Annotated in this window: 20 protein-coding genes; 8 read left to right on the top strand and 12 right to left on the bottom strand. The window is 70.8% G+C overall.

What is annotated here, in order from left to right:
• Positions 1–64: 64 nt before the first annotated feature.
• Complete coding sequence (locus tag ACOKGD_RS07100; RefSeq protein WP_342334857.1) at positions 65–2,611, bottom strand: Rne/Rng family ribonuclease; 2,547 nt, start codon at positions 2,609–2,611, stop codon at positions 65–67.
• Positions 2,612–2,894: 283 nt separating this feature from the next.
• Here ACOKGD_RS07100 and ACOKGD_RS07095 point away from each other — a divergent pair, with 283 nt between their 5' ends.
• Positions 2,895–3,482, top strand: coding sequence for a vitamin K epoxide reductase family protein (locus tag ACOKGD_RS07095; protein ID WP_342334858.1), 588 nt, complete (start codon positions 2,895–2,897; stop codon positions 3,480–3,482).
• 88 nt (positions 3,483–3,570) lie between these two features.
• Here ACOKGD_RS07095 and ndk read toward each other — a convergent pair whose 3' ends face one another.
• The 4 genes from ndk to ileS are packed head-to-tail and all read right to left on the bottom strand — an operon-like array spanning position 3,571 to position 9,123.
• On the bottom strand, positions 3,571–3,984 hold the full coding sequence (ndk, locus tag ACOKGD_RS07090; RefSeq protein WP_342334859.1) for a nucleoside-diphosphate kinase: 414 nt from the start codon (positions 3,982–3,984) through the stop codon (positions 3,571–3,573).
• Between the two features lie 29 nt (positions 3,985–4,013).
• The gene (locus tag ACOKGD_RS07085) at positions 4,014–4,412 is read right to left on the bottom strand and encodes a DUF4233 domain-containing protein (protein WP_342334860.1); all 399 of its coding nucleotides are present in this window, start codon (positions 4,410–4,412) and stop codon (positions 4,014–4,016) included.
• Complete coding sequence (locus ACOKGD_RS07080; protein WP_342335530.1) at positions 4,400–5,788, bottom strand: bifunctional folylpolyglutamate synthase/dihydrofolate synthase; 1,389 nt, start codon at positions 5,786–5,788, stop codon at positions 4,400–4,402. Before ACOKGD_RS07080 ends, ACOKGD_RS07085 begins: the two co-directional genes overlap by 13 nt.
• A gap of 11 nt (positions 5,789–5,799) precedes the next feature.
• On the bottom strand, positions 5,800–9,123 hold the full coding sequence (gene ileS, locus ACOKGD_RS07075) for an isoleucine--tRNA ligase (RefSeq protein ID WP_342334861.1): 3,324 nt from the start codon (positions 9,121–9,123) through the stop codon (positions 5,800–5,802).
• Between the two features lie 233 nt (positions 9,124–9,356).
• Between ileS and ACOKGD_RS07070 the strand changes: the two genes are divergently transcribed.
• The 5 genes from ACOKGD_RS07070 (at position 9,357) to ACOKGD_RS07050 (ending at position 16,113) form a co-directional block, all read left to right on the top strand.
• A complete protein-coding gene (locus ACOKGD_RS07070; RefSeq protein WP_342334862.1) occupies positions 9,357–10,013 on the top strand; it encodes a pentapeptide repeat-containing protein in 657 nt (218 codons plus the stop codon).
• Positions 10,014–10,161: 148 nt separating this feature from the next.
• On the top strand, positions 10,162–11,562 hold the full coding sequence (locus tag ACOKGD_RS07065) for a ricin-type beta-trefoil lectin domain protein (protein WP_342334863.1): 1,401 nt from the start codon (positions 10,162–10,164) through the stop codon (positions 11,560–11,562).
• 149 nt (positions 11,563–11,711) lie between these two features.
• Positions 11,712–14,276, top strand: a complete 2,565-nt coding sequence (valS, locus tag ACOKGD_RS07060) for a valine--tRNA ligase (RefSeq protein WP_342334864.1) — start codon at positions 11,712–11,714, stop codon at positions 14,274–14,276.
• Positions 14,276–14,485 (top strand): hypothetical protein, encoded by a 210-nt coding sequence (locus ACOKGD_RS07055; protein ID WP_342334865.1) that lies wholly within the window; start codon positions 14,276–14,278, stop codon positions 14,483–14,485. The genes valS and ACOKGD_RS07055 overlap by 1 nt, the downstream gene beginning before the upstream one ends.
• Before the next feature lie 8 nt (positions 14,486–14,493).
• Entirely contained in the window at positions 14,494–16,113 is a 1,620-nt protein-coding gene (locus ACOKGD_RS07050) for an ABC-F family ATP-binding cassette domain-containing protein (RefSeq protein WP_342334866.1), read from the top strand.
• Positions 16,114–16,119: 6 nt separating this feature from the next.
• Here ACOKGD_RS07050 and ACOKGD_RS07045 read toward each other — a convergent pair whose 3' ends face one another.
• Both ACOKGD_RS07045 and ACOKGD_RS07040 read right to left on the bottom strand, forming a co-directional pair.
• Positions 16,120–16,338, bottom strand: a complete 219-nt coding sequence (locus ACOKGD_RS07045; protein ID WP_342334867.1) for a hypothetical protein — start codon at positions 16,336–16,338, stop codon at positions 16,120–16,122.
• Entirely contained in the window at positions 16,335–16,934 is a 600-nt protein-coding gene (locus tag ACOKGD_RS07040; protein ID WP_342334868.1) for an ArsR/SmtB family transcription factor, read from the bottom strand. Before ACOKGD_RS07040 ends, ACOKGD_RS07045 begins: the two co-directional genes overlap by 4 nt.
• A gap of 149 nt (positions 16,935–17,083) precedes the next feature.
• Here ACOKGD_RS07040 and ACOKGD_RS07035 point away from each other — a divergent pair, with 149 nt between their 5' ends.
• Together ACOKGD_RS07035 and ACOKGD_RS07030 are read left to right on the top strand one after the other, a co-directional pair.
• Positions 17,084–19,147, top strand: a complete 2,064-nt coding sequence (locus ACOKGD_RS07035; protein ID WP_342334869.1) for a M3 family metallopeptidase — start codon at positions 17,084–17,086, stop codon at positions 19,145–19,147.
• A 65-nt stretch (positions 19,148–19,212) separates the two neighbouring features.
• A complete protein-coding gene (locus ACOKGD_RS07030) occupies positions 19,213–19,791 on the top strand; it encodes a hypothetical protein (protein WP_342334870.1) in 579 nt (192 codons plus the stop codon).
• A 3-nt stretch (positions 19,792–19,794) separates the two neighbouring features.
• Here ACOKGD_RS07030 and ACOKGD_RS07025 read toward each other — a convergent pair whose 3' ends face one another.
• The 5 genes from ACOKGD_RS07025 to ACOKGD_RS07005 form a co-directional block, all read right to left on the bottom strand.
• Positions 19,795–20,907 carry an epoxide hydrolase family protein gene (locus tag ACOKGD_RS07025; protein WP_342334871.1) on the bottom strand — a complete coding sequence of 371 codons (1,113 nt, stop codon included), beginning with the start codon at positions 20,905–20,907 and terminating at the stop codon, positions 19,795–19,797.
• 44 nt (positions 20,908–20,951) lie between these two features.
• Positions 20,952–21,701, bottom strand: a complete 750-nt coding sequence (locus ACOKGD_RS07020) for a hypothetical protein (RefSeq protein WP_342334872.1) — start codon at positions 21,699–21,701, stop codon at positions 20,952–20,954.
• 187 nt (positions 21,702–21,888) lie between these two features.
• Positions 21,889–23,163: an ATP-dependent Clp protease ATP-binding subunit ClpX gene (clpX, locus tag ACOKGD_RS07015; protein ID WP_342334873.1), complete on the bottom strand. Its 1,275-nt coding sequence runs from the start codon at positions 23,161–23,163 to the stop codon at positions 21,889–21,891.
• A 145-nt stretch (positions 23,164–23,308) separates the two neighbouring features.
• Complete coding sequence (locus ACOKGD_RS07010; protein ID WP_342334874.1) at positions 23,309–23,971, bottom strand: ATP-dependent Clp protease proteolytic subunit; 663 nt, start codon at positions 23,969–23,971, stop codon at positions 23,309–23,311.
• Between the two features lie 21 nt (positions 23,972–23,992).
• A complete protein-coding gene (locus ACOKGD_RS07005; RefSeq protein WP_342334875.1) occupies positions 23,993–24,586 on the bottom strand; it encodes an ATP-dependent Clp protease proteolytic subunit in 594 nt (197 codons plus the stop codon).
• Positions 24,587–24,614: the final 28 nt, after the last annotated feature.

The following is a 24,614-nucleotide window of genomic DNA, read 5'->3' as shown; positions in this document are numbered from 1 at the left end:
CCCCCCAGCCCCGAACGACTGACGCCCTCCGGCGGTGCCGGAGGGCGTCAGTGCGAAACGGGTATCAGCCCTCGGTGGGCGGCACCGCCGTGACCGAGACCGCCGTGCCGGTCAGCGCGGCCGTCGTCACGCGGCGGCTGCGGCCACGCCCCTGACCAGGGGCCTTGGGCTCGGGCAGCGCGTTGAGCACCGAGTCGAGCAGCTGCTCGGTCGACGTCTTCCGCTCGGGCTGGCGCTCCTGCGGCGCCCGCTCGGCGCGGTCGGCACCCCGATCGGCGTTGCGCTTGCGGCGCGGCTTCTTCGGGCGCTCCTGGCCCTCCTGCGCGTCCTTCGCGGGCGTGCGGGGCCCCTCGGGCAGCTCGATGAGCACGTCGGGGCCGGCCTCGACCTTGTCGCTCGGGTGGATCGTGGACGCGGCGATCTGCGCGAGCGCCGACTTCACGCCCTCGGTGATCACGTGCGTGCCGGCCGTGCTGGCCGCCGCGCTCGGCGCGGGAGCGCCGTTCGCGGGGGCCGCCGGAGCCGACGAGCCGCCGCGCGAGCGTCGCCCGGAACCGGAGCCGGACCCGCCGTTGCGCTCGGCGGGCGCCGAGGTCGAGCGGTGCTTGACGACCGGGTCGTGGTGCACGATGACACCGCGGCCGGCGCACACGTCGCACGGCTCGCTGAACGTCTCGAGCAGGCCCAGGCCGAGCTTCTTGCGCGTCATCTGCACCAGACCGAGCGAGGTGACCTCGGCGACCTGGTGCTTCGTGCGGTCGCGGCTCAGGCACTCGACGAGGCGTCGCAGCACGAGGTCGCGGTTCGACTCGAGCACCATGTCGATGAAGTCGACCACGATGATGCCGCCGATGTCGCGCAGCCGCAGCTGGCGAACGATCTCCTCGGCCGCCTCGAGGTTGTTCTTGGTGACGGTCTCCTCGAGGTTGCCGCCGGATCCGACGAACTTGCCCGTGTTGACGTCGACGACCGTCATGGCCTCGGTGCGGTCGATCACCAGCGAGCCGCCGGAGGGCAGCCAGACCTTACGGTCGAGGGCCTTCTCGATCTGCTCGGTGATGCGGAACCGGTCGAACGGATCCTGCTCGTCCTCGTAGTTCTCGATGCGGTCGAGCAGGTCGGGGGCGACGCCCTCGAGGTAGCTCGTGATCGTCTGCTGGGCGTCCGAGCCCTGGATGAGCATCTTCGTGAAGTCCTCGTTGAAGACGTCGCGGACGATCTTGACCAGGAGGTCGGGCTCGCTGTGCAGGAGGCTCGGGGCGTTGCCCTTCTCGACCATCGCGCTGACGTGTGCCCACTGCGAGGTGAGGCGGTTGACGTCGCGGGTCAGCTGGTCCTCGGTGGCGCCCTCGGCGGCGGTGCGGACGATGACGCCCGACGACTCGGGCAGCACCTCCTTGAGGATCTTCTTCAGGCGCGAGCGCTCGGTGTCGGGGAGCTTGCGCGAGATGCCGTTCATCGCGCCGCCCGGGACGTACACGAGATAGCGACCCGGAAGCGAGATCTGGCTCGTCAGGCGGGCGCCCTTGTGGCCGACCGGATCCTTCGTGACCTGCACGAGGACCTTGTCGCCGGGCTTGAGCGCGAGCTCGATGCGGCGCGGCTGGTTGCCGGTCTCGACCGAATCCCAGTCCACTTCGCCCGAGTACAGGACCGCGTTGCGGCCGCGGCCGATGTCGACGAACGCGGCCTCCATGCTGGGGAGGACGTTCTGGACACGACCCAGGTAGACGTTGCCGATCAGCGAGGCGTCCTGGCTGCGGGCGACGTAGTGCTCGACGAGGACGTTGTCCTCGAGCACGGCGATCTGCACGCGCCCGCTCTTGGAGCGGACGATCATCTGGCGATCGACGGCCTCACGGCGGGCGAGGAACTCGGCCTCGGTGACGACGGGGCGGCGGCGACCGGCCTCGCGACCGTCGCGGCGACGCTGCTTCTTGGCCTCGAGGCGCGTCGAGCCCTTGATGCGCTGCGGCTCGGTGATGACCTCGACCACGCGCTGACGGGGGCGGCGCGCGCTGTCGTCCTGAGCCGGGGCGGGCGCCTCGTCCTCGCCCTCGGAGCCGCCACGACGACGACGGCGACGCGACGAGCGGCCGCCCTCGCCGGCCTGCTCGGGCTCCGGCAGGGCCGGAAGCGGCTGGATGTCGGGCGCGTAGAAGTGCAGCGCGGTCGAGACCTGCGAGACGAACTCGGCGGGCAGCAGCCCCAGGCTCACGGCCGTGGGGATCTCCGGCTCGGCCGGCTCCTCGGGCGCGGCCTCGACCTCGGGCTCCGCCGGGGCCTCGGTGTCGCCGGCGGGCGCGGTGTCGGGCTGCTCGCCGTCCGCGTCGCCCTGCTCGTCGCCCTGCACGGCGGGCGCCGCTGCCTGCTCGGCGGCGGGCGCGGCGTCATCGGCCTGCGGCGACTCGCCCCTGCCGGCCTCGGCCTGCTCGTCGGGCGCCTCGGGGGCCACGCTCGGCTCCGCGGCCTCGTCGGCCTCCGGTGCGTCGCTATCGGTGGTCTCGGGCGTCTCGATCTCGGGCACCGACGTCGCGTCCGACTCGGGCGCTACGGCGTCCGCAGTCGCGTCGAAGGTGCTGTCGTCGTGATCATTGTTCTGTTCGGCCATCGCTGGCGTGCTCCCTGCGGGCGGACATCCGCGCGTCGCCCGGAAAACTCGTGCGGTCCCGCCTCGGCGGTGCCGCGAACTCTATCGGCCTGCGACCGGCTCTCGGCTCTGGTCGCGCGGGTCATCGCTGCCCCGAAGTCTTCTCTCGATGCTGTTCGCGGCGCGGCCGCGATGTGCGTCAGGTGTCATTATCGCACTGCCGACGGGCCCCGCGCACACATCCGCCTCCGGAGGCGATCCGTGTCCTGCGCGCACGCGTCCCCGACCGGGCGAGAATGGACCGGTGATCGATACGCGCAGACGTCCCGTCGCCCTGGCCGTGTGGCTCATCATCGCCGGTGTCGTCGGCTGGTGGGCGGCCTTCTCGCTCACCCTGGAGAAGTTCGAGCAGATCGCCGATCCGGGTGCGGCCGCCGGCTGCGACTTCAGCGTCCTGGTGCAGTGCAGCGCGAATCTCGGTTCCTGGCAGGGCTCGGCCTTCGGCTTCCCGAATCCGATCCTGGGTCTCGCCGGATGGGTCGCCCCCATCGTCGTCGGCGCCGCGCTGCTCGCCGGCGCGCGGTTCGCGAAGTGGTTCTGGATCGTTTTCCTCGGCGGCATGACCTTCGCCGTCGCGTTCGTCTGCTGGCTGATCGGGCAGAGCATCTTCGCGCTGGGGACGCTGTGCCCGTGGTGCATGGTGACCTGGGCGGTGACGTTCCCCTCGTTCTACGCGGTCTTCCTGCACACGCTGCGCGTCATCGGCACGGGCCCGCTCTCGCGCGGAGCCGACCGCCTGATGGGTTGGCTGCCGCTGCTGACGATCGCCACGTACGCCGTGGTCGCGGTCATCGCGCAGCTGCGCCTCGATGTCCTGAACAACATCTTCTGACGGGCGGCTGCCTGACGACGACCCGACGACGAACCGACGACGAAGGCCCCGGCGAACCGGGGCCTTCGTGACATGCGGAGGTCTGGCGTCAGAACCAGATGCCGAGTTCGCGCGCGGCCGACTCGGGCGAGTCCGAGCCGTGCACGAGGTTCTGCTGCACGGCGACGCCCCAGTCGCGACCGAGATCGCCGCGGATGGTGCCGGGCGCGGCGGTGGTGGGGTCGGTGGTGCCGGCCAGCGAGCGGAAGCCCTCGATGACGCGGTTGCCGGCCAGGCGGATCGCGACGACGGGCCCCGACATCATGAACTCGAGCAGGGGCTCGTAGAACGGCTTCCCCTCGTGCTCGGCGTAGTGCTGGGCGAGCAGGTCGCGGCTGGGCTCGACGAGGCGGATGTCGACGAGCGAATACCCCTTCGCCTCGATGCGGGCGAGGATCGTGCCGGTGAGTCCGCGGGCGACGCCGTCCGGCTTGATCAGGACGAGGGTCTCTTCGGTGGCCATGTGCTCTCTCTCGGTAGCGATCGGTCAGGTCAGTTCGAGTCGGCGGGGCGCTGTGCGGCGGCGCGCTTCTCGATACGTCCGCCTCCGATCGTCGCATACGCCCACATCCCGCCGAAGACGAGCGTGACGACCAGGATGCCCGGGACGATGAAGGCGCCGAGGGCCACGACCCCCTGCAGCACCCAGCCGGCGGCGAAGCCCCCCGGACGATGCAGCAGGCCGCAGGTGGCGAGCATCGCCAGCGCCACGACGACGCCCGCGACGATGCCCCACCAGTCGGCGACCGGGTCCGGCAGCGCGCCGAGCCCGTAGATGACCAGGCCCGCCAGGAACACCACGATCGCCTCGAAGCCGAGGACGACCTGCCCGAGCTTCTCGGGCAGCGAGCGGTATCGGCGGGCCGCCGGCGCGCCGGTCACGACCGCCACCCCGACTTCCAGTCCTCGGCCTTGGCGAGGGTGATCGCCTCGCCCGCGAGGACGACCGATCCGGCGATCGCGACGGCCCGGCGCGGCACCTCGGATGCCCATTCGCGGGCCGAGTCGGCGGCATCGGCGAGGCTGTGGTGCACCGTCACGCGCAGCCCGGCGCCCTCCGCCAGGTCGGCGAGGGAATCGGGATCCGTCGCGCGATCCGACTCGGGGGCGGTCACGAACACGTGCGCGGCGATCGGGCCGAGCTCGCGCAGGATCCCGATGGCGTCCTTGTCGCCGAGGACGCCCAGGACGAGGCCCCACTCGTCGAAGTCGAACGCCTCGCGCAGCGCCAGCGCCAGCGCGGCGGCGCCGTGCGGGTTGTGCGCCGCGTCGACGATGACCGTCGGCTCGATGCCGAGCAGCTGCAGGCGGCCCGGCGACGTCACCTCGGCCAGGCCCTCCGTGAGGATGTCACCGGGGATCGCCTGCGTCGCGTCGCCGATGAGCGACTCGACCGCGGCGATGGCGAGGGCTGCGTTGGCACCCTGGTGGCGCCCATAGAGCGGCAGGTACTCCTCGCGGTACTCCCCCGCGAGGCCTCTGACCGTGATGAGCTGCCCGCCGACGGCGAGGGTGTCCTCGGTCAGGGCGAAGCCCTCGCCCTCGAACGCGATCTCGGCGCCCTTGGCGGCGGCCGCCTGGCGCAGCACGGCCGCGGCCTCGGGGGCCTGGCGGGCCGAGACCACCCGTGCGCCCTCCTTGATGATGCCCGCCTTGACCGTCGCGATCTCGGCGATGGTCTCGCCCAGCCGATCCGCGTGATCCATGTCGATCGGCGCGAACACCGCGACGTCGCCGTCGGCCGTGTTCGTCGAATCCCACGCGCCGCCCATTCCTACCTCGAGCACGAGCACGTCGATCGGCGCGTCGGCGAACGCGACGAAGGCGAGCACGGTGAGCAGCTCGAAGAACGTCAGCGGCTCCTCGCCCCGCGCCTCCAGCTCGGCGTCGACGATGCCGACGAACGGCTCGATCTCGTCCCAGGCCGCCGCGGCGGCCGCGTCGGCGATGGGCAGACCGTCGACGCGGATGCGCTCGGTCCACCGCTCGAGGTGCGGGCTGGTGAACAGTCCGGTGCGCAGCCCGTGGGCGCGCACCAGGCTCTCGATGATGCGGCTCGTCGACGTCTTGCCGTTGGTCCCGGTCACGTGGATCACCCGGTAGGTGCGCTGCGGGTCGTCGAGCAGCTCGAGCACCCGTGAGGTGCGCTCCATCCGGGGCTGCACCCAGCGCTCGCCCGCGCGGCTGAGCAGGGTCGCGTAGACCTTGTCGGCGCGGCGGCGCTCCTCGGGCGTGGCCTCGACGACGTCGTCCTGCTCGTCGCTCACGTTGTCGTCCGTCACTGGGCTGCTCCGATCCGGCTCACGGCGACCGTGAAGTCGCCGGCGTTGGCGTAGGTGCCGGCCGTCACAACGCCCGTGTGCTCGGCGTCGCCGGTGTCGGCGCCGTCGAGGACCGCGTGCTCGACGGCGAGGGTCTCGCCCGCGACGTCTGCGACGTCGAAGGCGGCGCGCACGGCGGCGGCGTCCGCCGCATCCGAGAACGCGAGGGTCAGGCGGATGCGGTCGCTGACGTCGAAGTCGGCGGCCTTGCGGGTGTCCTGCACGGCGCGGATCACATCCCGCGCCAGGCCCTCGGCCTCGAGCTCGGGCGTGGTCGTTGTGTCGAGCAGGACGAAGCCGCCCGTCGGCAGCAGCGCGAGGGCCTCGCCCTCCGGGCGGCCGGAGGTCTCGAGCACGAGCTCGTACTCCCCCGGCTCGAGTGCCAGGCCGCCGGCCACGACGACGCCGTCCTGCTCGGACCAGTCGCCCTCCTTGGCCGCGCGGATGGCCTGCTGCACCTGCTTGCCGAGACGCGGACCCGCGGCGCGCGCATTGACCGAGAGGCGATGGGTGATGCCGTACTCGGCGCCGGTGCCCTCGCCCAGCGCCACGAGCTCGACGGACTTGACGTTGAGCTCGTCGCGCAGGATCTCCTCGAACTGGCCGAGCCCCGTGTGCCCCGTCACGACGGTGAGCTTCGCGAGCGGCAGGCGCACGCGCAGCCCCTCCTTCTTGCGGAGGGCGTTGGCGACGCTCGAGGCCTCGCGCACGGCGTCCATCGCCTCACGGATGTCGGCGGCGTCCGGGAACGCGGCGGCATCGGGCCAGTCGGTCAGGTGCACGCTGCGCCCGCCGGTGAGGCCCTGCCACACACGCTCCGAGATGAGCGGGATCAGCGGCGCGGCCACGCGGGTGAGCGTCTCGAGCACCGTGTACAGCGTGTCGAACGCCTCGCGCGAGGCCGGGTCGTCGTTGACGCCCGTCCAGAAGCGGTCGCGCGAGCGGCGGATGTACCAGTTGGTCAGCACCTCGACGAACTCGCGCAGGCGTCCAGCGGCCGTGGTCGAGTCGAGCGCCTCGAGATCGGTCGCCACGTCGCGGACGAGGTCGCCCAGGAGCGCGAGGATGTACCGGTCCAGGACATCCGTCGAGTCCGTGCGCCACTGGGCCTCGTACTCCTGCCCCTCGGGGCCGCCCGCGGCGTTCGCGTACGTCGAGAAGAAGTAGTACGAGTTCCACAGCGGCAGCAGGAACTCGCGCACGCCGGAGCGGATGCCCTCCTCGGTGACGATGAGGTTGCCGCCGCGCAGCACGCTGGAGGACATCAGGAACCAGCGCATCGCGTCGGATCCGTCGCGGTCGAAGACCTCGGAGACATCCGGGTAGTTGCGCAGCGACTTCGACATCTTCTGGCCGTCGCTGCCGAGCACGATGCCGTGGCACGAGACTCCCGAGAAGGCGGGGCGGTCGAACAGCGCCGTCGACAGCACGTGCATCACGTAGAACCAGCCGCGGGTCTGGCCGATGTACTCGACGATGAAGTCGGCCGGCGAGTGCGAGTCGAACCACTCGGCGTTCTCGAACGGGTAGTGCACCTGCGCGAAGGGCATCGACGCCGAGTCGAACCAGACGTCGAAGACGTCCTCGATGCGGCGCATCGTGCTGCGCCCCGACGGGTCGTCGGGGTTCGGGCGGGTGAGCTCGTCGACGTAGGGGCGGTGCAGATCCACCTCCCCCTTCTCGTTGCGCGGCAGCGTCCCGAAGTCGCGCTCGATCTCCTCGAACGAGCCGTAGACATCGACACGCGGGTGGTTCGGGTCATCCGACTTCCACACCGGGATCGGGGAGCCCCAGAACCGGTTGCGGCTCACCGACCAGTCGCGCGAGCCCTCGAGCCACTTCCCGAACTGGCCGTGCTTGACGTTCTCGGGCGCCCACGTGATCTGCTCGTTGAGCTCGAGCAGGCGGTCCTTGAAGTCGGTGACGCGGACGAACCAGCTCGAGACGGCCTTGTAGATGAGGGGGTTCCGGCAGCGCCAGCAGTGCGGGTACGAGTGCTCGTACGACTGCAGGCGCAGGAGGCGGCCGTTCTGGCGCAGCAGACGCACGAGCGGCGTGTTCGCGTCCATCCAGAGCTCGCCGGCCACGTCGGTGACGACATCGAGGAAGCGCCCGTCGTCGCCGAGCGAGATGATCGTCGGGATGCCGGCGGCGTCTCCCAGGCGCTTGTCGTCCTCGCCGTAGGCCGGCGCCTGGTGGACGATGCCGGTGCCGTCGCCCGTCGAGACGTAGTCGTCGACGAGGATCTGCCAGGCGCTGCCCGTGCCCCAGGTCTCGACGTCGGCGTAGTAGTCGAACAGGCGCTCGTAGGTCACACCACTCAGGTCCCGGCCCGCGACGCGGGTGCGCACGGCGGCGGCGGCCTCATCGGCCGACTCGTACCCGAGGTCCTTCGCGTAGCCGCCGAGGAGGTCCTCGGCCAGCAGGAACTCGCCGCCCACGGCGCCCTCCTTCGCGCCGAGCGGCCCCGCGGGCACCACGACGTACGCGATGCCGGGGCCGACCGCGAGGGCGAGGTTGGTGGGAAGCGTCCACGGCGTGGTCGTCCACGCCAGGGCGCGGACGCCCTCGACGCCCAGCGCGGCCGCCTTCTCGCCCGTGAGCGGGAAGGACACCGTCACGGACGGATCCTGGCGGTTCTTGTAGACGTCGTCGTCCATCCGCAGCTCGTGGTTGGACAGCGGGGTCTGGTCGCGCCAGCAGTACGGCAGGACGCGATAGCCCTCGTAGGCGAGGCCCTTGTCATGGAGGCGCTTGAAGGCCCACAGCACGCTCTCCATGAACGTGGTGTCCAGCGTCTTGTAGCCGCGGTCGAAGTCGACCCAGCGCGCCGCGCGGGTGACGTAGTCCTGCCACTCGCGGGTGTACGCGAGCACCGACTCGCGGGCCTTGGCGTTGAACGCGTCGATGCCCATGGCCTCGATCTCGCTCTTCTCGGTGATCCCGAGCTGCTTCATGGCCTCGAGCTCGGCGGGGAGACCGTGGGTGTCCCATCCGAAGACGCGGTCGACCTTCTTGCCGCGCATCGTCTGGAAGCGCGGGAAGAGGTCCTTCGCGTAGCCCGTGAGCAGGTGGCCGTAGTGCGGCAGGCCGTTGGCGAAGGGAGGGCCGTCGTAGAAGACCCACTCGTCGGCCCCCTCGCGCTGCGCGATCGAGGCGCGGAACGTGTCGTCGGCCTCCCAGAACGCGAGCACGTCGCGCTCGACGTCGGGCAGGCGCGGGCTCGGGACGAGGGCGGCCTGGTCGGCGGCGGGTCCGAACGAGGACTTCGGGTAGGTCATCAGCACTCCAGCAGATCCGGATCGGTCTGCGAGGACGACCTTTCGATCGCGGTACCACCCCGCTTGCGATCCCGGTGCCGGGATCGCCGCTCTCACTGCGGCTGTGACGGGCCTGCCCCGCGCGGTTCTACTGGGGCCGGGGCCTGTTCTTCCGCGAGCTCCCCGGTGATGTCCGGATCGATGCTGGTCTGCCGATTCTACGCGGTGTCGGCGGCTGTGGGTACCGTGGCGGGATGGTGAAGCGAGAAGTGCGTTCGACGGCCCCGCGGGTCTCCGCCCCCGATCTTCCGGCGGTGCTGGGCGACGGCACCCAGCGCCGGCACGGCGACTTCCACCAGGAGCGCTTCACGGGGCTCGACGGCTCCGTCGACCTCGCCCACTCGGCGCTCGAGGAGTGCGTCATCGACGACTCCTTCGTCGAGACGCTCGATCTGGCAGGCGCCACCCTGATCGACGTCGCCGTGTCGGATCTGCGGGCGGCATCGGTCTCCCTGCGCGAGAGCACGATCCGGCGCCTGCGCATCAGCGGCGGCCGCATCGGGTCGCTCGACCTGATGAACGCGCGCATCGCCGAGCTCGAGCTGCGCGACGTGCGGATCGACTACCTGACCCTCGGGGCCGCCCGCGCCGAGGACGTGCTGGTGGCCGGGTGCACCATCCGGGCGCTGGATCTGCCGCAGGCGACGCTCACGCGCGTCGCGTTCGAGGACTCGCGCGCCGACGAGGTCGACCCCCGCGGGATGCGCTGCGCGGGCGTCGACCTGCGTGGGCTCGACGCGCTCTCGTTCCTCGACGTGCTCGCCCTGCGCGGCGTATCGCTCACCTCGCTGCAGGTCGAGCGCCTCGCGCCCGCCTTCGCCGCGGCCGCCGGGATCGACGTCCGCGACTGACGGGTCGGGCCGCCAGGGGCTGCATGGGGAGTTTTTCTCACCCCTGGAGAAATTCATTGAACTCCGCGCCGCGGGGTGCCACGCTGGCGCTGTCGGCACCCCGGCCGGCACCTGCGCAGCGCTGCGCAGCACCGATGAACGGATCTCGATGAAGCGATCGATCGGGGTGGCCCTAGCCGCCCTCCTCCTCGGCCTGACCCCTCTGCCCGCGGCGGCCGCGCCCCCTCCGCACCACGGCGACACCAGCGAGTTCCGCGGCGTGAACTGGGCAGACCCCCGCGACAACTACGCCGATGACGAGGTGGTGCCCTCGGGCCTCAGCCTCGACGACGACTACGCGACCACCTTCGCGAAATCGGCGGAGATCATCAGCGGCTTCAAGCACGAGGTGCGCGCCAACACCGTGCGCCTGCCGATCAACCCATGGAGCGTGGGCACCGACTGGTGGGGGTCGTACCGCGCGGCGATCGACGCCGCTGTCGACGGCGGCTTCAGGGTGATCCTCAGCTACTGGGAGGCCGACGACGCGAAGGACGGCCGTGCCGACGATCCCGCGGCATTCAATGCGATGTGGGACACGGTGGTGGCCCAGTACGGCGCCAACCCGCGGGTGTTCTTCGAGCCGATGAACGAGCCGTTCGGGTACTCGCTGGACGAATGGGTCGACCTCACCTCCGGCTGGCTCGACGCCCATGCCGACATCCCGCGCAAGCGGGTGATCGTGTCGGGCACGGGCTACAACGACGATGTCACGGGCGTGGGGGCGGCACCTGAGCTGAAGGGCACGCTGCTGTCGCTGCACTTCTACGGGTTCTGGGCGAGCCACACCACCGAGGACGAGTGGAAGGCCAACCTGCTGCCCCGCATCGGCGAGTACGGGTGGCGCACCCTCGTGTCGGAGGCCGGGTCGCCCATGACCACGGGTCTGAACTACGGCAACCACAACGGCGACGTCTCGACGTCCTACCTCGGGGCGCTCACCGAGGTCGCGCGGGACAGGGGCATGGGCGTCGTCTACTGGCCGGGCCTGCGCACCGGCGACTCGTACACGCTGACCGAGCAGACGGCGGACGGCGGTCTCGAGGTCACCAACGCGTCGGGCCTCGCCCAGCTGCAGCGGGGATGGGGCATCCGCAAGAACGAGCAGCTGAACGACCTGCCGCCCGCCCCGCCGGGTGAACCGCTCGTCAGCGTGGCGCACGGCGTGTGCGTGGATGTGCCGGGTCAGTCGACGACGCCGGGCACGCGTCTGGGGCTGTGGTACTGCAACGGCGGCGGCAACCAGTCGTTCGATGCGAACGACGCCGGCGAGCTGACGGTCTACGGCGACATGTGCGTCGCCCCGGTCGACGGCGCCGTCGCCGGATCCGGCCTCGCGATCGTCGACTGCGACGGCGCGCCGGAACAGCGCTGGGCGCTCTCGGCCGACCTGACCATCGCGAACGCCGCGGATCCGGGCCTGTGCCTTGCCACCCCGGCCGGCGAATGGGGGCTCGTCCTCGCGCCCTGCGATGCCTCCGCGGTCACGCAGCAGTGGACGCGCGGCTGAGCTGACGGCACGCCGGACGGCGGATCGGATCCCGGATCCGGTCCGCCGTCTCGCGCATCCCGCCCCCTCCGGGAGGGCCGGTAGACTCGAGACACAACCCCCACACTCAGGCACGCAGACACCGTGCCGTCTATAACGAGGAGATCCTTATGGCAGCCATTCCCGAAAAGCCCGTGCTCGAGGGTCTCGAAGACAAGTGGGGGGCCGCGTGGGAAGAGCAGGGCACGTACCTGTTCGACCGTGACGCGGCGAAGGCCGCGGGCCGCGCCGGCGTCTACTCGGTGGACACGCCCCCGCCGACCGCCTCCGGCTCGCTGCACATCGGCCACGTCTTCTCGTACACCCACACCGATGTGAAGGCGCGCTTCGAGCGCATGCGCGGCAAGACCGTGTTCTACCCCATCGGCTGGGACGACAACGGCCTGCCGACCGAGCGCCGGGTGCAGAACTACTACGGCGTCCGCTGCGACCCGTCGCTGCCCTATGACGCCGACTTCGTTCCGCCGTTCCACGGTGACGCCAAGAGCCTCAAGGCCGCCGACCAGGTGCCCGTCAGCCGTCGCAACTTCATCGAGCTCTGCGAGGAGCTCACGGTCGAGGACGAGAAGACCTTCGAGGCGCTGTGGCGCGACCTCGGTCTCTCGGTCGACTGGACGCAGACCTACCGCACGATCTCGAACGAGACGATCCGCACGAGCCAGCTGGCCTTCCTCCGCTCCGCCGAGCGCGGCGAGGCGTACCGGGCCCTCGCGCCGACGCTCTGGGACGTCGACTTCCGCAGCGCCATCGCGCAGGCCGAACTCGAGGACCGCGAGCAGCAGGCCACCTACCACCGCCTCGCCTTCGGCAAGACCGACGGATCCGGCGACATCGAGATCATGACCACGCGCCCCGAGCTCCTCGCCGCGTGCGTGGCCCTCGTCGCGCACCCCGACGACGAGCGCTACCAGGCGTACTTCGGCAAGACCGTGACGACGCCCGTCTTCGGCGTCGAGGTCCCGGTGCTCGCCCACCCGCTCGCCCAGCAGGACAAGGGCTCGGGCATCGCGATGGTCTGCACCTTCGGCGACGTGACCGACATGATCTGGTGGCGCGAGCTCGACCTGCCGATCCGCACGATCATCGGCCTCGACGGCCGCGTGGTCGCCGACGCCCCCGAGGCGATCGTCACGGACGAGGGCAAGGCGGCCTACGCCGAGCTCGTCGGGCTCACCGTCTTCAGCGCCAAGAAGAAGATGGTCGAGCTGCTCGAGGGCTCCGGTCGCCTGCTCGAGGTGGGCAAGCCGTTTATGCACCCCGTGAAGTTCTTCGAGAAGGGCGACCGCCCGCTCGAGATCGTCTCGACCAAGCAGTGGTACCTCACCAACGGCGCCCGCGACGAGAAGCTGAAGGAGCGCCTGCTCGAGCTCGGCCGCGAGATCGAGTGGCACCCCGAGTTCATGCGCGTACGGTACGAGAACTGGGTCAACGGCCTCTCCGGCGACTGGCTCGTCTCGCGCCAGCGCTTCTTCGGCGTGGCGATCCCCGTCTGGTACACGCTGGACGAGAACGGCGAGCAGTCCGGCGTCGTCTTCGCGACGGCCGACCAGCTGCCCGTCGATCCCTCCACGGATCTGCCCGCGGGCTACACCGCCGAGCAGCGCGGTGTGCCCGGCGGTTTCGTCGGCGAGACCGACGTGCTCGACACGTGGGCGACCTCCTCGCTCACCCCGCAGATCGTCGGCGGCTGGCAGCGCGACGAGGAGCTGTGGAACCTGGTGGCGCCGTTCGACGTGCGCCCGCAGGGCCAGGACATCATCCGCACCTGGCTGTTCTCGACGCTGCTGCGCAGCGCCCTCGAGGATGACCGCACCCCGTGGGCCAACGCCTCGATCTCGGGCTTCATCGTCGACCCCGACCGCAAGAAGATGTCGAAGTCGAAGGGCAACGTCGTCACGCCCGCGGACATCCTCGCGCAGCACGGTTCCGACGCCGTCCGCTACTGGGCGGCCTCCAGCCGCCTCGGCACCGACGCGGCGTTCGACCCGCAGAACCCGACGCAGATCAAGATCGGCCGGCGCCTGGCGATCAAGCTGCTCAACGCGGCGAAGTTCGTGCTCGGCTTCCCCGTGCCGGAGGGCGCCGAGATCACCGACGCGCTCGATCTCTCGATGCTCGCGACCCTGGATCGAGTGGTCGCCGACGCGACCAAGGCGCTCGAGTCCTACGAGCACGCCCGCGCGCTCGAGCTGTCGGAGTCGTTCTTCTGGACGTTCTGCGACGACTACCTCGAGCTCGTCAAGGAGCGCGCGTACGACCAGACGAACCCCGGTCAGGCATCCGCCGCGCTTGCGCTGCGGACGGCGCTCGAGACCCTGGTGCGCCTGTTCGCCCCTGTGCTCTCCTTCGCCGCCGAGGAGACCTGGTCGTGGTTCCGCGACGGTTCCGTGCACACCGCCCCCTGGCCGACGCCGGCCGGGGTCGAGGGCGACCCCGCGGTGCTCACCGCCGCGAGCGAGGCTCTGATCGGCGTCCGCCGCGCCAAGACCGAGGCCAAGGCGTCGCAGAAGACCCCGGTCGCCGTCGCCTCGATCACCGCCCCCGCAGCGACCGCTGCGGCGCTGCGCCTCGTGAGCGGCGATCTCAAGGCCGTCGGCCGCATCGCCGAGCTCGAGATCAGCGACGGCGAGGCGTTCGCGGTCACGCGCATCGACCTCGCCGAGATCGACGCCTGATGCAGCTCGGCACCCGCTGGAGCGCGGGCGGGGAGATCCCCGCCCGCGTCCCCGCCGACCTCCACCCGGCTATCCGCGCCGTCGAGGCGTCCGGCGCGACCGGATCCTGGACGCTCACCTTCCTCGAGGGACGCCCGATCGCCGAACTCGATGCGGGCTTCGAGGTCGCGCTGCAGGCGGACGGATCGGTCACGACCGAGCGGTTCTGAGGCACGGCATGCACCTCATCGCGACCGAGCTCGCCTTCTCTTACCCGGATCGCCCCGTGCTCGGCGGGGTGAGCGTGAGCGTCTCCGACGGGGTGCGCCTCGGGGTCGTCGGCGAGAACGGCTCCGGGAAGTCGACGCTGCTGCACCTGCTGGCGGGCGACCTCGTGCCCTCGGGTGGCGAGATCCGGCGGCAGGGCACCATCGCGCTCGTCGAGCAGGAGCTGCACGCGGAGCCCGGGCAGACGGTCGGCGATCTTGTGCACGCGACCCTCGCCGAGGTGCGCCGCGCCGCCGCCGATCTCGACGCCGCGGTCGAGGCGTTCGACCACGAGACGGGCGACCTCGCGCAACTGCAGCGCGCACTCGCGGCCGCCGAGCATCTCGCCTCGTGGGATGCCGACCGCCGCATCGACGTCGCGCTCACGCGCCTGGGCGCGCCCCGCGACCACGCGATGAGGCTCGAGGAGCTGAGCGTCGGCCAGCGGTTCCGCGTGCGCCTCGCCTGCCGTCTCGCCGAGCGCAGCGATCTGCTGCTGCTCGACGAGCCGACCAACCATCTCGACGACGCCGCCATCGCGTTCCTCACGGCGGAGCTCGCGGCCTGGCGGGGCGGGCTCGTCGTCGTCACGCACGATCGCGAGCTTCTCGACGACGTCGCCACCGCGATCCTGGATCTCGATCCCTCGTGGGACGGACGGCCGGTGCTCTACGGCCAGCCGGGCTACCTCGCCTATCGGTTCGCGAAGAACCAGGCTCTGCACCGCTGGCGGCAGCGCTACGCCGCCGAACGCAAACGCGCCGCCGCCCTGGCCTACCGGCTCGACCGGACCTACGAGGGGCTCTCGGACGAATGGCGTCCGCCGAAGGGCTCGGAGAAGCACCGCCGTGCGACGCGCGCGCGCATCCATGTGAAGGCCGCCGACCGCCTGATCCAGAAGCTCGAGGACGAGGCCATCGAGGTGCCGGTTCCGCCGGTGGAGCTGGCGTTCCCCGACCTGCCCGCCGCCTCCCCCGGCTGGGAACCAGCCGAGCCGGTCATCGATCTGCGCTCCCCGCGCGTGGGCGAGCGGGTGGACCTGCCCGGGACGCGCATCGACATCCCGCCGTCCGGCCGCCTGCTCATCACCGGCCCCAACGGCACCGGGAAGTCGACGCTGCTCGCGGCCCTCGCCGGGGCGATCCCCCTCGATCGCGGCTCGCGCACGGTGATCCCGGGCGCCCGGATCGGCGTCGTCCGCCAGGAGAGCCCCCGCCTCGACGCGCGGGCCGCTGCACGCACCGGCTTCAAGGCCTACGGCGAGGAGGCGCTGGCTCTGCTGGCGACGGGAGAGCTCGATCCCGACCTCGTTGTGCCGATCGCGTCGCTGGGTCTCCTGTCGGAGGACGAGCTGGATCGCCCGATCGGCGAGCTCTCGGTCGGCCGGCGACGACGTTTCGAGCTGGCCAGGGCCCTGGTGCACGTTCCGCACGTCCTGTTGCTTGACGAGCCCACCAACCACCTGTCGATCGACCTCGTCGACGAGCTCACCCGAGCACTGCGGGTGACCCCGGCTGCGGTGGTCATCGCGACGCACGACCGTCGGATGCGCGAAGAGCTGGCCGACTGGCCGCGCCTCGAGCTCGGCTGAGGCCGCTCAGAACAGGCGGGGCACGTCGTGCGCCATCGCGCGCGCGGCCTGCAGGCGGGTCGCGCCGAGCAGGCGCTCGCGCTCGAGGTCGATGAGGAGCCGGGCGTCGCGACGCATCGCGCGGCGGTGGATGTGCGCCGCGACGGCGTCGGCGGCGCGGAGCGCCAGGCGCTCCCCTGCCGTGATGCGCAGCGAGGGAGTGCGGGGAAGCGTGACAGCGGTCATGATGCACCTCCGAGAGGCGAAAGGGGGAAGAGGTCGGCCCGGATGCTGACGACGCGCACGTCGTCGCCCTCCTGGTCGCGGTAGCGCTCGCCTGCTTCGGTGACGAGCGTCGAGATGCGCGCCCCCAGCTCGGTGAGCTGAGCGGGCGTCATCTTGGCGGTGGTGCTGTAGGACGAGGCCGCCTCGCGCCATTCCTCTGGCTCGCGGTACACGCGACGCGTGAAGAAGTCGATGAGCTCGTCCGTGCGCAGGCGATGGAACTCGGCCGTCGCCGCCTGCAGCGCCGCGCGCCCCGCAGGGGTGCGCGTGTCCTCGGTGTCACCGAAGGACGTCGACCCCTTGGGGCGCTCCCACCAGCGCTCGCGGCCGGCGCTGCGCTCGGGGATCTCGCGGATCAGATCCTGCTTCGCGAGGATCCGCAGGTGGTAGCTGGTCGATCCCGAGGACTCCCCCGTCAGCTCGGCGAGCGTGCTGGAGGTCTGCGGGCCGTGCTGGCTGAGGATGTCGAAGATGCGCATACGCAGGGGGTGACCCAGGGCGCGCAGCTCCGCGACGCCCAGCACCCGCAGCTCGCGGGTCTTCGAGTTCTCTTCCATGCCGCCGAGCCTAGTTTCGCAAAGATTTCTTTGCAAGCATTTCTTTGCAATGGGTTCTTTGCATACTGTTCGGCGCACCGCCCCGCCCACACCTCCTCGCAGCGGGAGACCGCCCCGGATGCACCCCGTCCGCTCAGTAGAGTCGTCGCATGACCGACGCTGACGTCTTCAACCCGCTGCTCGCGCCGTCGCCCCTGCCCTATGGCGTCCCGGACTACGCCGCGATCGAGCCCGGGCACTACCTGCCCGCTTTCGAGGCCGCCTTCGCGGAGCACCGGGCCGAGGTCGATGCGATCGCCGCGAACCCGGCGCCGCCGACCTTCGAGAACACGCTGCTCGCGCTCGAGCAGTCGGGGTCGCTGCTGGAGCGGGTCATCCTGGCGTTCTACACCGTCAGCTCGGCCGATGCGACGGCCGACATCCAGGAGATCGACGAGAAGCTCGCCCCGCTGATGTCGGCGCACACCGACGCGGTGCAGCTCGACGGGCGGCTGTATGCGCGGATCCGGTCGCTGCACAGCAGCCTCGACGACCTCGGCCTGGATGCCGAGGGCCGCCGCCTCGTCGAGCGCCACTTCCGGGAGCGCACCCACGCGGGCGCCGCCCTGGACGACGGGGCCAAGGCGCGGCTGACCGACCTCAATCGCCGGCTGTCCGAGCTCACCACCCAGTTCGAGAAGAACCTGCTGGCCGACACCAACGAGCTCGCCGTCTCGTTCGCCTCCGAGGCCGAGCTCGACGGGCTGACCTCGGGCGAGCTCTCGGCCGCTGCCGAGGCCGCCCGTGAGCGCGGGCTCGACGGCCGCTATCTCGTCACGCTCACCCTCTTCTCGGGCCACCCGTACCTCGCGCAGCTCACCGACCGCGTCTCGCGCCAGAGGATCATGGACGCCTCGCGGTCGCGCGCGGCGCGCGGCAACGCGCACGACAACCGCGACGTGCTCCGTCAGATCGTGCGCCTGCGTGCCGAGCGCGCCGAGCTGCTGGGCTACGCGTCGCATGCCGCCTACGTGACCGCCGACCAGACCGCCGGCACCCCCGAGGCCGTCCACGCGCTGCTGCGCGAGCTGGCCGCTCCGGCCGCGCGCAACGCGCAGGTCGAGAAGGCCGCGCTGCAGCAGCTGATCGACGAGACCGAGCACGCGCCGTACGCCCTCGAGGCGCACGACTGGGCGTACTGGACGGAGCAGGTGCGCGCGGCGCGCTACGACATCGATGCGTCGGCGCTGCGCCCCTGGTTCGAGGCCGAGCGGGTGCTGCGCGACGGGGTGTTCCGCGCGGCCACGCTGCTGTACGGCGTGACCTTCCGCGAGCGGGCGGACATCCCGAGCTATCACCCCGACGCCCGCACCTTCGAGGTCTTCAACGAGGACGGATCCGCCCTCGGGCTCTACGTGCTCGACCTCTACACGCGCGACACCAAACGCGGCGGGGCCTGGATGAACTCGATCGTCAAGCAGTCGCACCTGCGCGGCACGCAGCCCGTGGTGGTCAACAACCTGAACGTGCCGAAGCCCGCGCCCGGCCAGCCCACCCTTCTCACACTCGACCAGGTGACCACGCTCTTCCACGAGTTCGGGCACGCGCTGCACGGCCTGTTCGCCACGGTCACCTACCCGCACTTCGCCGCCACCGCCGTGCACCGCGATTTCGTCGAGTTCCCGAGCCAGGTCAACGAGATGTGGATCCTGTGGCCCGAGGTCCTCGCCGAGTACGCCGTCCACCACGAGACCGGCGAGCCGCTGCCCGCAGAGGTCGTGACGCGGCTGCGCGCCACCGAGACGTTCAACCAGGGCTTCGCCACGAGCGAGTACCTCGCCGCCGCGTGGCTCGATCAGGTGTGGCACTCCCTCTCGCGAGCCGAGGCCGAGCGGGTCGACGATGTGGCCGCCTTCGAGGCCGACGCGCTCGCCGACATCGGCCTCGACGAGCCCGCCATCCCCACGCGATATTCGTCCACCTACTTCGCGCACGTGTTCTCCGGTGGGTACAGCGCGGGCTACTACTCCTACATCTGGGCCGAGGTGCTCGACGCAGACACGGTCGACTGGTTCCGCGAGCACGGCGGCCTGACCCGCGCCAACGGCGACCGGTTCCGCCGGAGCCTGCTCGGCGTGGGCGGTGCGAAGGATCCGCTCGAGGCCTACCGCGACTTCCGCGGCCGCGACGCCCACATCGGCCCGCTCCTCAAGCGCCGGGGGCTCGACGCCTGACCACCTGTCGCGGCGCGCCTCGTCGGGTCTACGCTTCGCGCAGGGGGCCGAGACGGGAGGTCGGCATGTATCTCGAGACGGTGTCCGACGACGAGGCCACGGGCGAGATCGCCGAGGTGTACGCCGCCGAACGCGACGCCCAGGGGACGGTCATGAACGCGACCCGCTCTCTGTCCGCCCGCCCCGACCTGCTCGTCCCCGTCGAGCGCCTGCTCAACCAGCTGCGCGACGGGTTCTCCCTCGGCCTGCCCGCGTTCCGGATGATCACTCTCGTGGTCGCGAAGCACGTGCCGTCCACGTACTGCAGCCACGTGTACTTCCGCGGGCTGACGCGGTTCGTGGATCGCGCACAGGCGCTCGCGATCCAAAGCGACCATCGTCGAGCGGGGCTCTCCGAGCGCGATGTCGCGATGCTCGACTACGCGGAGCAGATCGCGATCGACGCCTCCCAGATCGGGGAGGCGGACATCGAGCGCCTGCGTTCGGTGGGGTTCAGCGACCTGAACATCGCCGACATCGCGTACGCCGCATCCTTCCGCTGCTTCCTCAGCCGGTACTTCGATGCGGTGGGGGCGACGGCCGAGACGCAGTTCCTGGACGACGACCCCGGGGTGCGTGCGCAGCTCGCGGTCGGCAAGCCCTGACGGTCACCCGAGCGAGGCCGCGAACGCGCGGAAGCGCTCGGCCATCGCCGCCGGCTCCTCCGCCACGGTGAAGTGACCACCGTGCTCGAGGCGCTCGAACACCCGGAGGTCGGTGTAGAACCGGCGCGCCAGACCCTCCGGGTAGTCGTGCTCGTGGCGCTGCACGTAGACGGCCGCGGGAACGCCGACCGGTGGGATGGGCCCGGGGGTGTCTGCACCCTCGTGATACGGGCGGAACGACGTCGCGATGCTCTGCGTCACCCAGTAGATCATCGCCTCCGTCAGGATCCGGTCGCGCGAGATGACGGTCTCGAGCGCGGCCGGATCGCCCGAGGGGATGTCGGCCCACTCGGCGAGCTTCTCGGCGATCCATGCCAGCAGCCCGGCCGGTGAGTCGTTGAGCGCCGCGGCCAAGGTGTCGGGTCGCGCCCACTGCACGTGACCGTAGGATCCGTTCGGCCCGTGGTCGGCTGCCAGACGGGCGAAGAACGCGCGCACCTCGGCATCCTCCGATGCCTCGCGCTCCGCCGGTGTGCCGAAATGCGCGTGCGTGACGACGATCCCCGCGACCCGGTCGGGGTGCGTCGCGGCGATCAGGTCGCTGACGTTCGCCGACACGTCCTCGCCGTACGTGATGTACGACTCGTAGCCCAGCGTGTCGGTCATGAGCGCGTGCATGGTGGCGGCGAATCGGTCCTCGGACGCGGGGCCGTCGGCGTACGGCGCCGAGAACGCGAATCCCGGAAGGCTGGCGACCACCACATGGAAGTCGGTGAGGAGAGACGCGACCTCCAGCTGCAGCGCGAAGGTGTGTGGCCAGCCGTGCATGATCAGCAGAGCGGGCGCGTTCGCCCGCTCGCAGCGGAGGTGCGCGAAGTGCACCGGGGTGCCCTCGACGTCGGCGAGGAACTGCGGGAACGACGCGAGCCACTCCTCGCGTTCGCGCCAATCCCAGTCGATCCAGGCGTCCACCAGCGTGCGCAGCCACGCCGCCGTCATCCCGGACCGCATCCGGCGCGGCGAGTCGGGCAGCAGACGCGCGCGAGACAGCCGCTCGCGCAGGTCGTCGAGCTCGTGCTGAGGGACGCGAAGCCGGAAGGGCCGGATGTCTGCCATGCGACGGACGCTACGCCGCGCCTCGGACATCCCGCGTCGGCTCATCACTCCGCATACGCGGCGACCTCGTGCCGGAGGACCATCGAGCCGTCGACGATGTCGCGATCGCCGACCGGCGCGTCGAGCGCGACGACGAACCGCGTCAGCGGGTTCCCTGGGCACAGGAGCACCCCGTCGCGGGGGCGGACCGCGATCCACACCACGATCTCGTCCGCGCGCTCCTCCAGGGTCACGACCTCGACCCTGCCCTCGGCGTCCTCTCCGCTGTTGCACGACCGCTCCGTGACCAGCAGCTCGAGCTCGCTCGCTGCCCGGGCCGCGGGGGTGAGCGCGTCCGGCGAGACCCGCACGTCGGCATGGGCCAGGGGGTCGGCGTCCCGCCTCAGCCCGCACGTGGAGCGTTCCGCCACCCAGAGTCCGTCCGCGGGCACGCGCCGCGCAACGGAGAGCTCGTGGTCGAGGAGGCCGCCGCCGTCGTGGATCAGCCCGCCGAGCGGGCGGAGAAGCGCGACGACGCTGTCGGACTGCTCGACGACGATCCACGCCGCGTCGGCATTGGGCGAAGCGCCCGTGCCGTCCGCGGTGATCGCCGTCTCCACGGCCCGGCGCCGCTCGGCCGTCAGGTCGTCGAGGCCGCCTCCCCGCGCGTAGACGTGTGGATCGACGTGCTGCTCTCCGCAAAGGTACGAGGGCGATGCGGCGGGCCGCGCACTCGTCTCGGCCATCACCGGCTTCAGCGCCGGGTCGGTGCGCGCGGGCCGGGCGGACGCGGCGGGCGCGTCGGTGGCCTGCACCGTGCATCCCGTGAGAACCCCCGCCAGAAGGCCGCGAGGAGAAGAGTGCCGATCTGTGCCGCAGCGACCACCGTCATACCTTGAGGTGTCCGCAGCCGCGCGTGCGTCTCACCATGCCGAGCGCTCCCGCGCTATACGCCGCCGGCCATGCCCCGACGTCCGCCTGGCGCGGAGCTCACCCGTCGGGTCAGGCGGACTTCTTCTTCGGCTGCGCCAGGACGAGGGTCGCGTCGGCGCCCTCCTCCACGGCGGCGCGCGTGACGATCACCTTCGCCACGTCGTCGTTCGAGGGGATGTCGAACATGATCGGGCCGAGCACGTCCTCGAGGATCGCGCGCAGGCCGCGGGCACCCGTCTTGCGCAGCACGGCCAGGTCGGCGATGGCGCGCAGCGCGTCCTCCTCGAACTCGAGGCTGACGCCGTCGAGCTCGAACATGCGCTGATACTGCTTGACCAGCGCATTGCGCGGCACCGTCAGGATCTCCATCAAGGCGTGCTGGTCGAGCGGCTGCACCGAGGCGACGACGGGAAGGCGGCCGATGAACTCGGGGATCAGCCCGAACTTGTGGAGGTCTTCCGGCAGGACCTCGCCGAACAGCGACGCGTCGTCGTTCTTGTCGTGCAGCGGGGCGCCGAAGCCCACACCGTGCTTGCCGACGCGGGCCGAGATGATGTCGTCGAGGCCCGCGAAGGCACCGGCCACGATGAACAGGACGTTCGTCGTGTCGATCTGGATGAACTCCTGGTGCGGATGCTTGCGGCCGCCCTGCGGCGGCACCGAGGCGACGGTGCCCTCGAGGATCTTCAGCAGCGCCTGCTGCACACCCTCGCCGGAGACGTCGCGGGTGATCGACGGGTTCTCGGCCTTGCGGGCGATCTTGTCGATCTCGTCGATGTAGATGATCCCGGTCTCGGCGCGCTTGACGTCGAAGTCGGCGGCCTGGAGGAGCTTGAGGAGGATGTTCTCGACGTCCTCGCCCACGTAGCCCGCCTCGGTGAGGGCGGTGGCGTCGGCGACGGCGAACGGCACGTTGAGGCGCTTGGCCAGCGTCTGGGCGAGATAGGTCTTGCCGCAGCCGGTCGGGCCGAGCATAAGGATGTTGCTCTTGGCGACCTCGACGTCCTCGGCCTTCTGATCGGCCGACTTCAGCTCACCGCGCGCCCGGACGCGCTTGTAGTGGTTGTAGACCGCGACGGCGAGCGAGCGCTTGGCCGGGTCCTGGCCGATGACGTACTCCTCGAGGAATGCGAAGATCTCGCGGGGCTTGGGGAGGTCGAACTCGGCGACCTCGCCGGAGCCGGCCGATTCGGCCATGCGCTCTTCGATGATCTCGTTGCAGAGCTCGACGCACTCGTCGCAGATGTACACGCCGGGACCGGCGATCAACTGCTGCACCTGCTTCTGGCTCTTGCCGCAGAACGAGCACTTGAACAGGTCGGCGCTCTCACCGATGCGTGCCATGCGAGTCCTCCTCGGACCTTTCCGTTCGAGTCTCCCCGAGCCTAACCTCTGCCACCGACACCAGCGGCGCGGCGCGCTCCGGTTTCATCCCTGAGACCATACGGCGGATGCCCCGGGGCGAACCCCGGGGCATCCGATCGTCAGATCACGCCTTGATGGCGGGCTGGCGCTTTCGCGTCGTGAGGACCTGGTCGACCAGGCCGTACTCGACGGCCTCGACACCGCTCAGGATCTTGTCGCGGTCGATGTCCTTGTGGACCTCGGCGACCGTCCGGTTCGAGTGCTTCGACAGCGTCTCCTCGAGCCAGACGCGCATGCGCAGGATCTCGGCGGCCTGGATCTCGATGTCCGACGCCTGTCCGTGGCCGGACTCGCCGACCGCGGGCTGGTGGATGAGGACGCGCGCGTTCGGCAGCGCGAGGCGCTTGCCCGGCGCACCCGCCGCGAGCAGCACGGCCGCCGCGGATGCCGCCTGGCCGAGAACGACCGTCTGGATCTGGGGCGAGATGTACTGCATGGTGTCGTAGATCGCCGTCATGGCCGTGAACGAGCCACCGGGCGAGTTGATGTACATGATGATGTCGCGATCCGGGTCCTGGCTCTCGAGCACCAGGAGCTGCGCCATCACGTCGTCCGCCGAGGCGTCGTCGACCTGGACGCCCAGGAAGATGACGCGGTCCTCGAACAGCTTGTTGTACGGGTCCTGGCGCTTGTAGCCGTAGGCCGTGCGCTCCTCGAACTGCGGCAGGATGTAGCGGCTCGACGGGACCTGGAAGCCCTGCGGCGTCTGCGTGTAGGGGGTGTGCATGTGACTCACGTCCTTCTTGGCTCAGTTCGCGGAGCGGTCGGTGCCGCCGCCGCCGGCGACGTCGGCCGCGTGCTCGCGGATGTGGTCGACGAAGCCGTACGCGAGGGCCTCCTCGGCGGAGAACCAGCGGTCGCGGTCGCCGTCCTCGTTGATCTGCTCGACGCTCTTGCCCGTCTGGCCCGCCGTGATCTCGGCGAGGCGGCGCTTCATGTCGAGGATGAGCTGCGCCTGCGTCTGGATGTCGCTGGCCGTGCCGCCGAAGCCGCCGTGGGGCTGGTGCAGCAGCACACGCGCGTTAGGCGTGATGTAGCGCTTGCCCTTGGTGCCGCTGGTGAGCAGCAGCTGGCCCATGGAGGCCGCCATGCCGATGCCGACCGTGACGATGTCGTTGGGCACGAACTGCATGGTGTCGTAGATCGCCATGCCGGCCGTGATCGAGCCGCCGGGCGAGTTGATGTAGAGGTAGATGTCCTTCTCGGAATCCTCGGCGGCGAGAAGGAGGATCTTGGCGCAGATCTCATTGGCGTTCTCGTCGCGCACCTCCGAGCCAAGCCAGATGATGCGGTCCTTCAGCAGCCGGTCGAAAGCACTCTGTGCCATCAGCGGTTCAGGCATTCTCACTCCATTCAGTGGTGCGTCGGAT

This window comes from Microbacterium phosphatis, assembly GCF_049177115.1.
In the GTDB taxonomy this organism is placed as follows: Bacteria; Actinomycetota; Actinomycetes; order Actinomycetales; family Microbacteriaceae; genus Microbacterium; species Microbacterium phosphatis.
Note: the sequence above shows the minus strand (reverse complement) of the source record. Positions and strands in the feature narration are given on the sequence as shown.

Excerpts from the sequence above, each read along its gene's own strand:
- ACOKGD_RS07045 (WP_342334867.1), bottom strand. The coding sequence starts at position 16,338 with ATGACCGCTGTCACGCTTCCCCGCACTCCCTCGCTGCGCATCACGGCA.
- ACOKGD_RS07005 (WP_342334875.1), bottom strand. The coding sequence starts at position 24,586 with ATGCCTGAACCGCTGATGGCACAGAGTGCTTTCGACCGGCTGCTGAAG.
- ACOKGD_RS07065 (WP_342334863.1), top strand. The coding sequence starts at position 10,162 with ATGAAGCGATCGATCGGGGTGGCCCTAGCCGCCCTCCTCCTCGGCCTG.
- valS (WP_342334864.1), top strand. The coding sequence starts at position 11,712 with ATGGCAGCCATTCCCGAAAAGCCCGTGCTCGAGGGTCTCGAAGACAAG.
- clpX (WP_342334873.1), bottom strand. The coding sequence starts at position 23,163 with ATGGCACGCATCGGTGAGAGCGCCGACCTGTTCAAGTGCTCGTTCTGC.
- ileS (WP_342334861.1), bottom strand. The coding sequence starts at position 9,123 with ATGACCTACCCGAAGTCCTCGTTCGGACCCGCCGCCGACCAGGCCGCC.
- ACOKGD_RS07100 (WP_342334857.1), bottom strand. The coding sequence starts at position 2,611 with ATGGCCGAACAGAACAATGATCACGACGACAGCACCTTCGACGCGACT.
- ACOKGD_RS07030 (WP_342334870.1), top strand. The coding sequence starts at position 19,213 with ATGTATCTCGAGACGGTGTCCGACGACGAGGCCACGGGCGAGATCGCC.
- ACOKGD_RS07010 (WP_342334874.1), bottom strand. The coding sequence starts at position 23,971 with ATGCACACCCCCTACACGCAGACGCCGCAGGGCTTCCAGGTCCCGTCG.
- ndk (WP_342334859.1), bottom strand. The coding sequence starts at position 3,984 with ATGGCCACCGAAGAGACCCTCGTCCTGATCAAGCCGGACGGCGTCGCC.
- ACOKGD_RS07050 (WP_342334866.1), top strand. The coding sequence starts at position 14,494 with ATGCACCTCATCGCGACCGAGCTCGCCTTCTCTTACCCGGATCGCCCC.
- ACOKGD_RS07055 (WP_342334865.1), top strand. The coding sequence starts at position 14,276 with ATGCAGCTCGGCACCCGCTGGAGCGCGGGCGGGGAGATCCCCGCCCGC.
- ACOKGD_RS07025 (WP_342334871.1), bottom strand. The coding sequence starts at position 20,907 with ATGGCAGACATCCGGCCCTTCCGGCTTCGCGTCCCTCAGCACGAGCTC.
- ACOKGD_RS07070 (WP_342334862.1), top strand. The coding sequence starts at position 9,357 with ATGGTGAAGCGAGAAGTGCGTTCGACGGCCCCGCGGGTCTCCGCCCCC.
- ACOKGD_RS07040 (WP_342334868.1), bottom strand. The coding sequence starts at position 16,934 with ATGGAAGAGAACTCGAAGACCCGCGAGCTGCGGGTGCTGGGCGTCGCG.
- ACOKGD_RS07035 (WP_342334869.1), top strand. The coding sequence starts at position 17,084 with ATGACCGACGCTGACGTCTTCAACCCGCTGCTCGCGCCGTCGCCCCTG.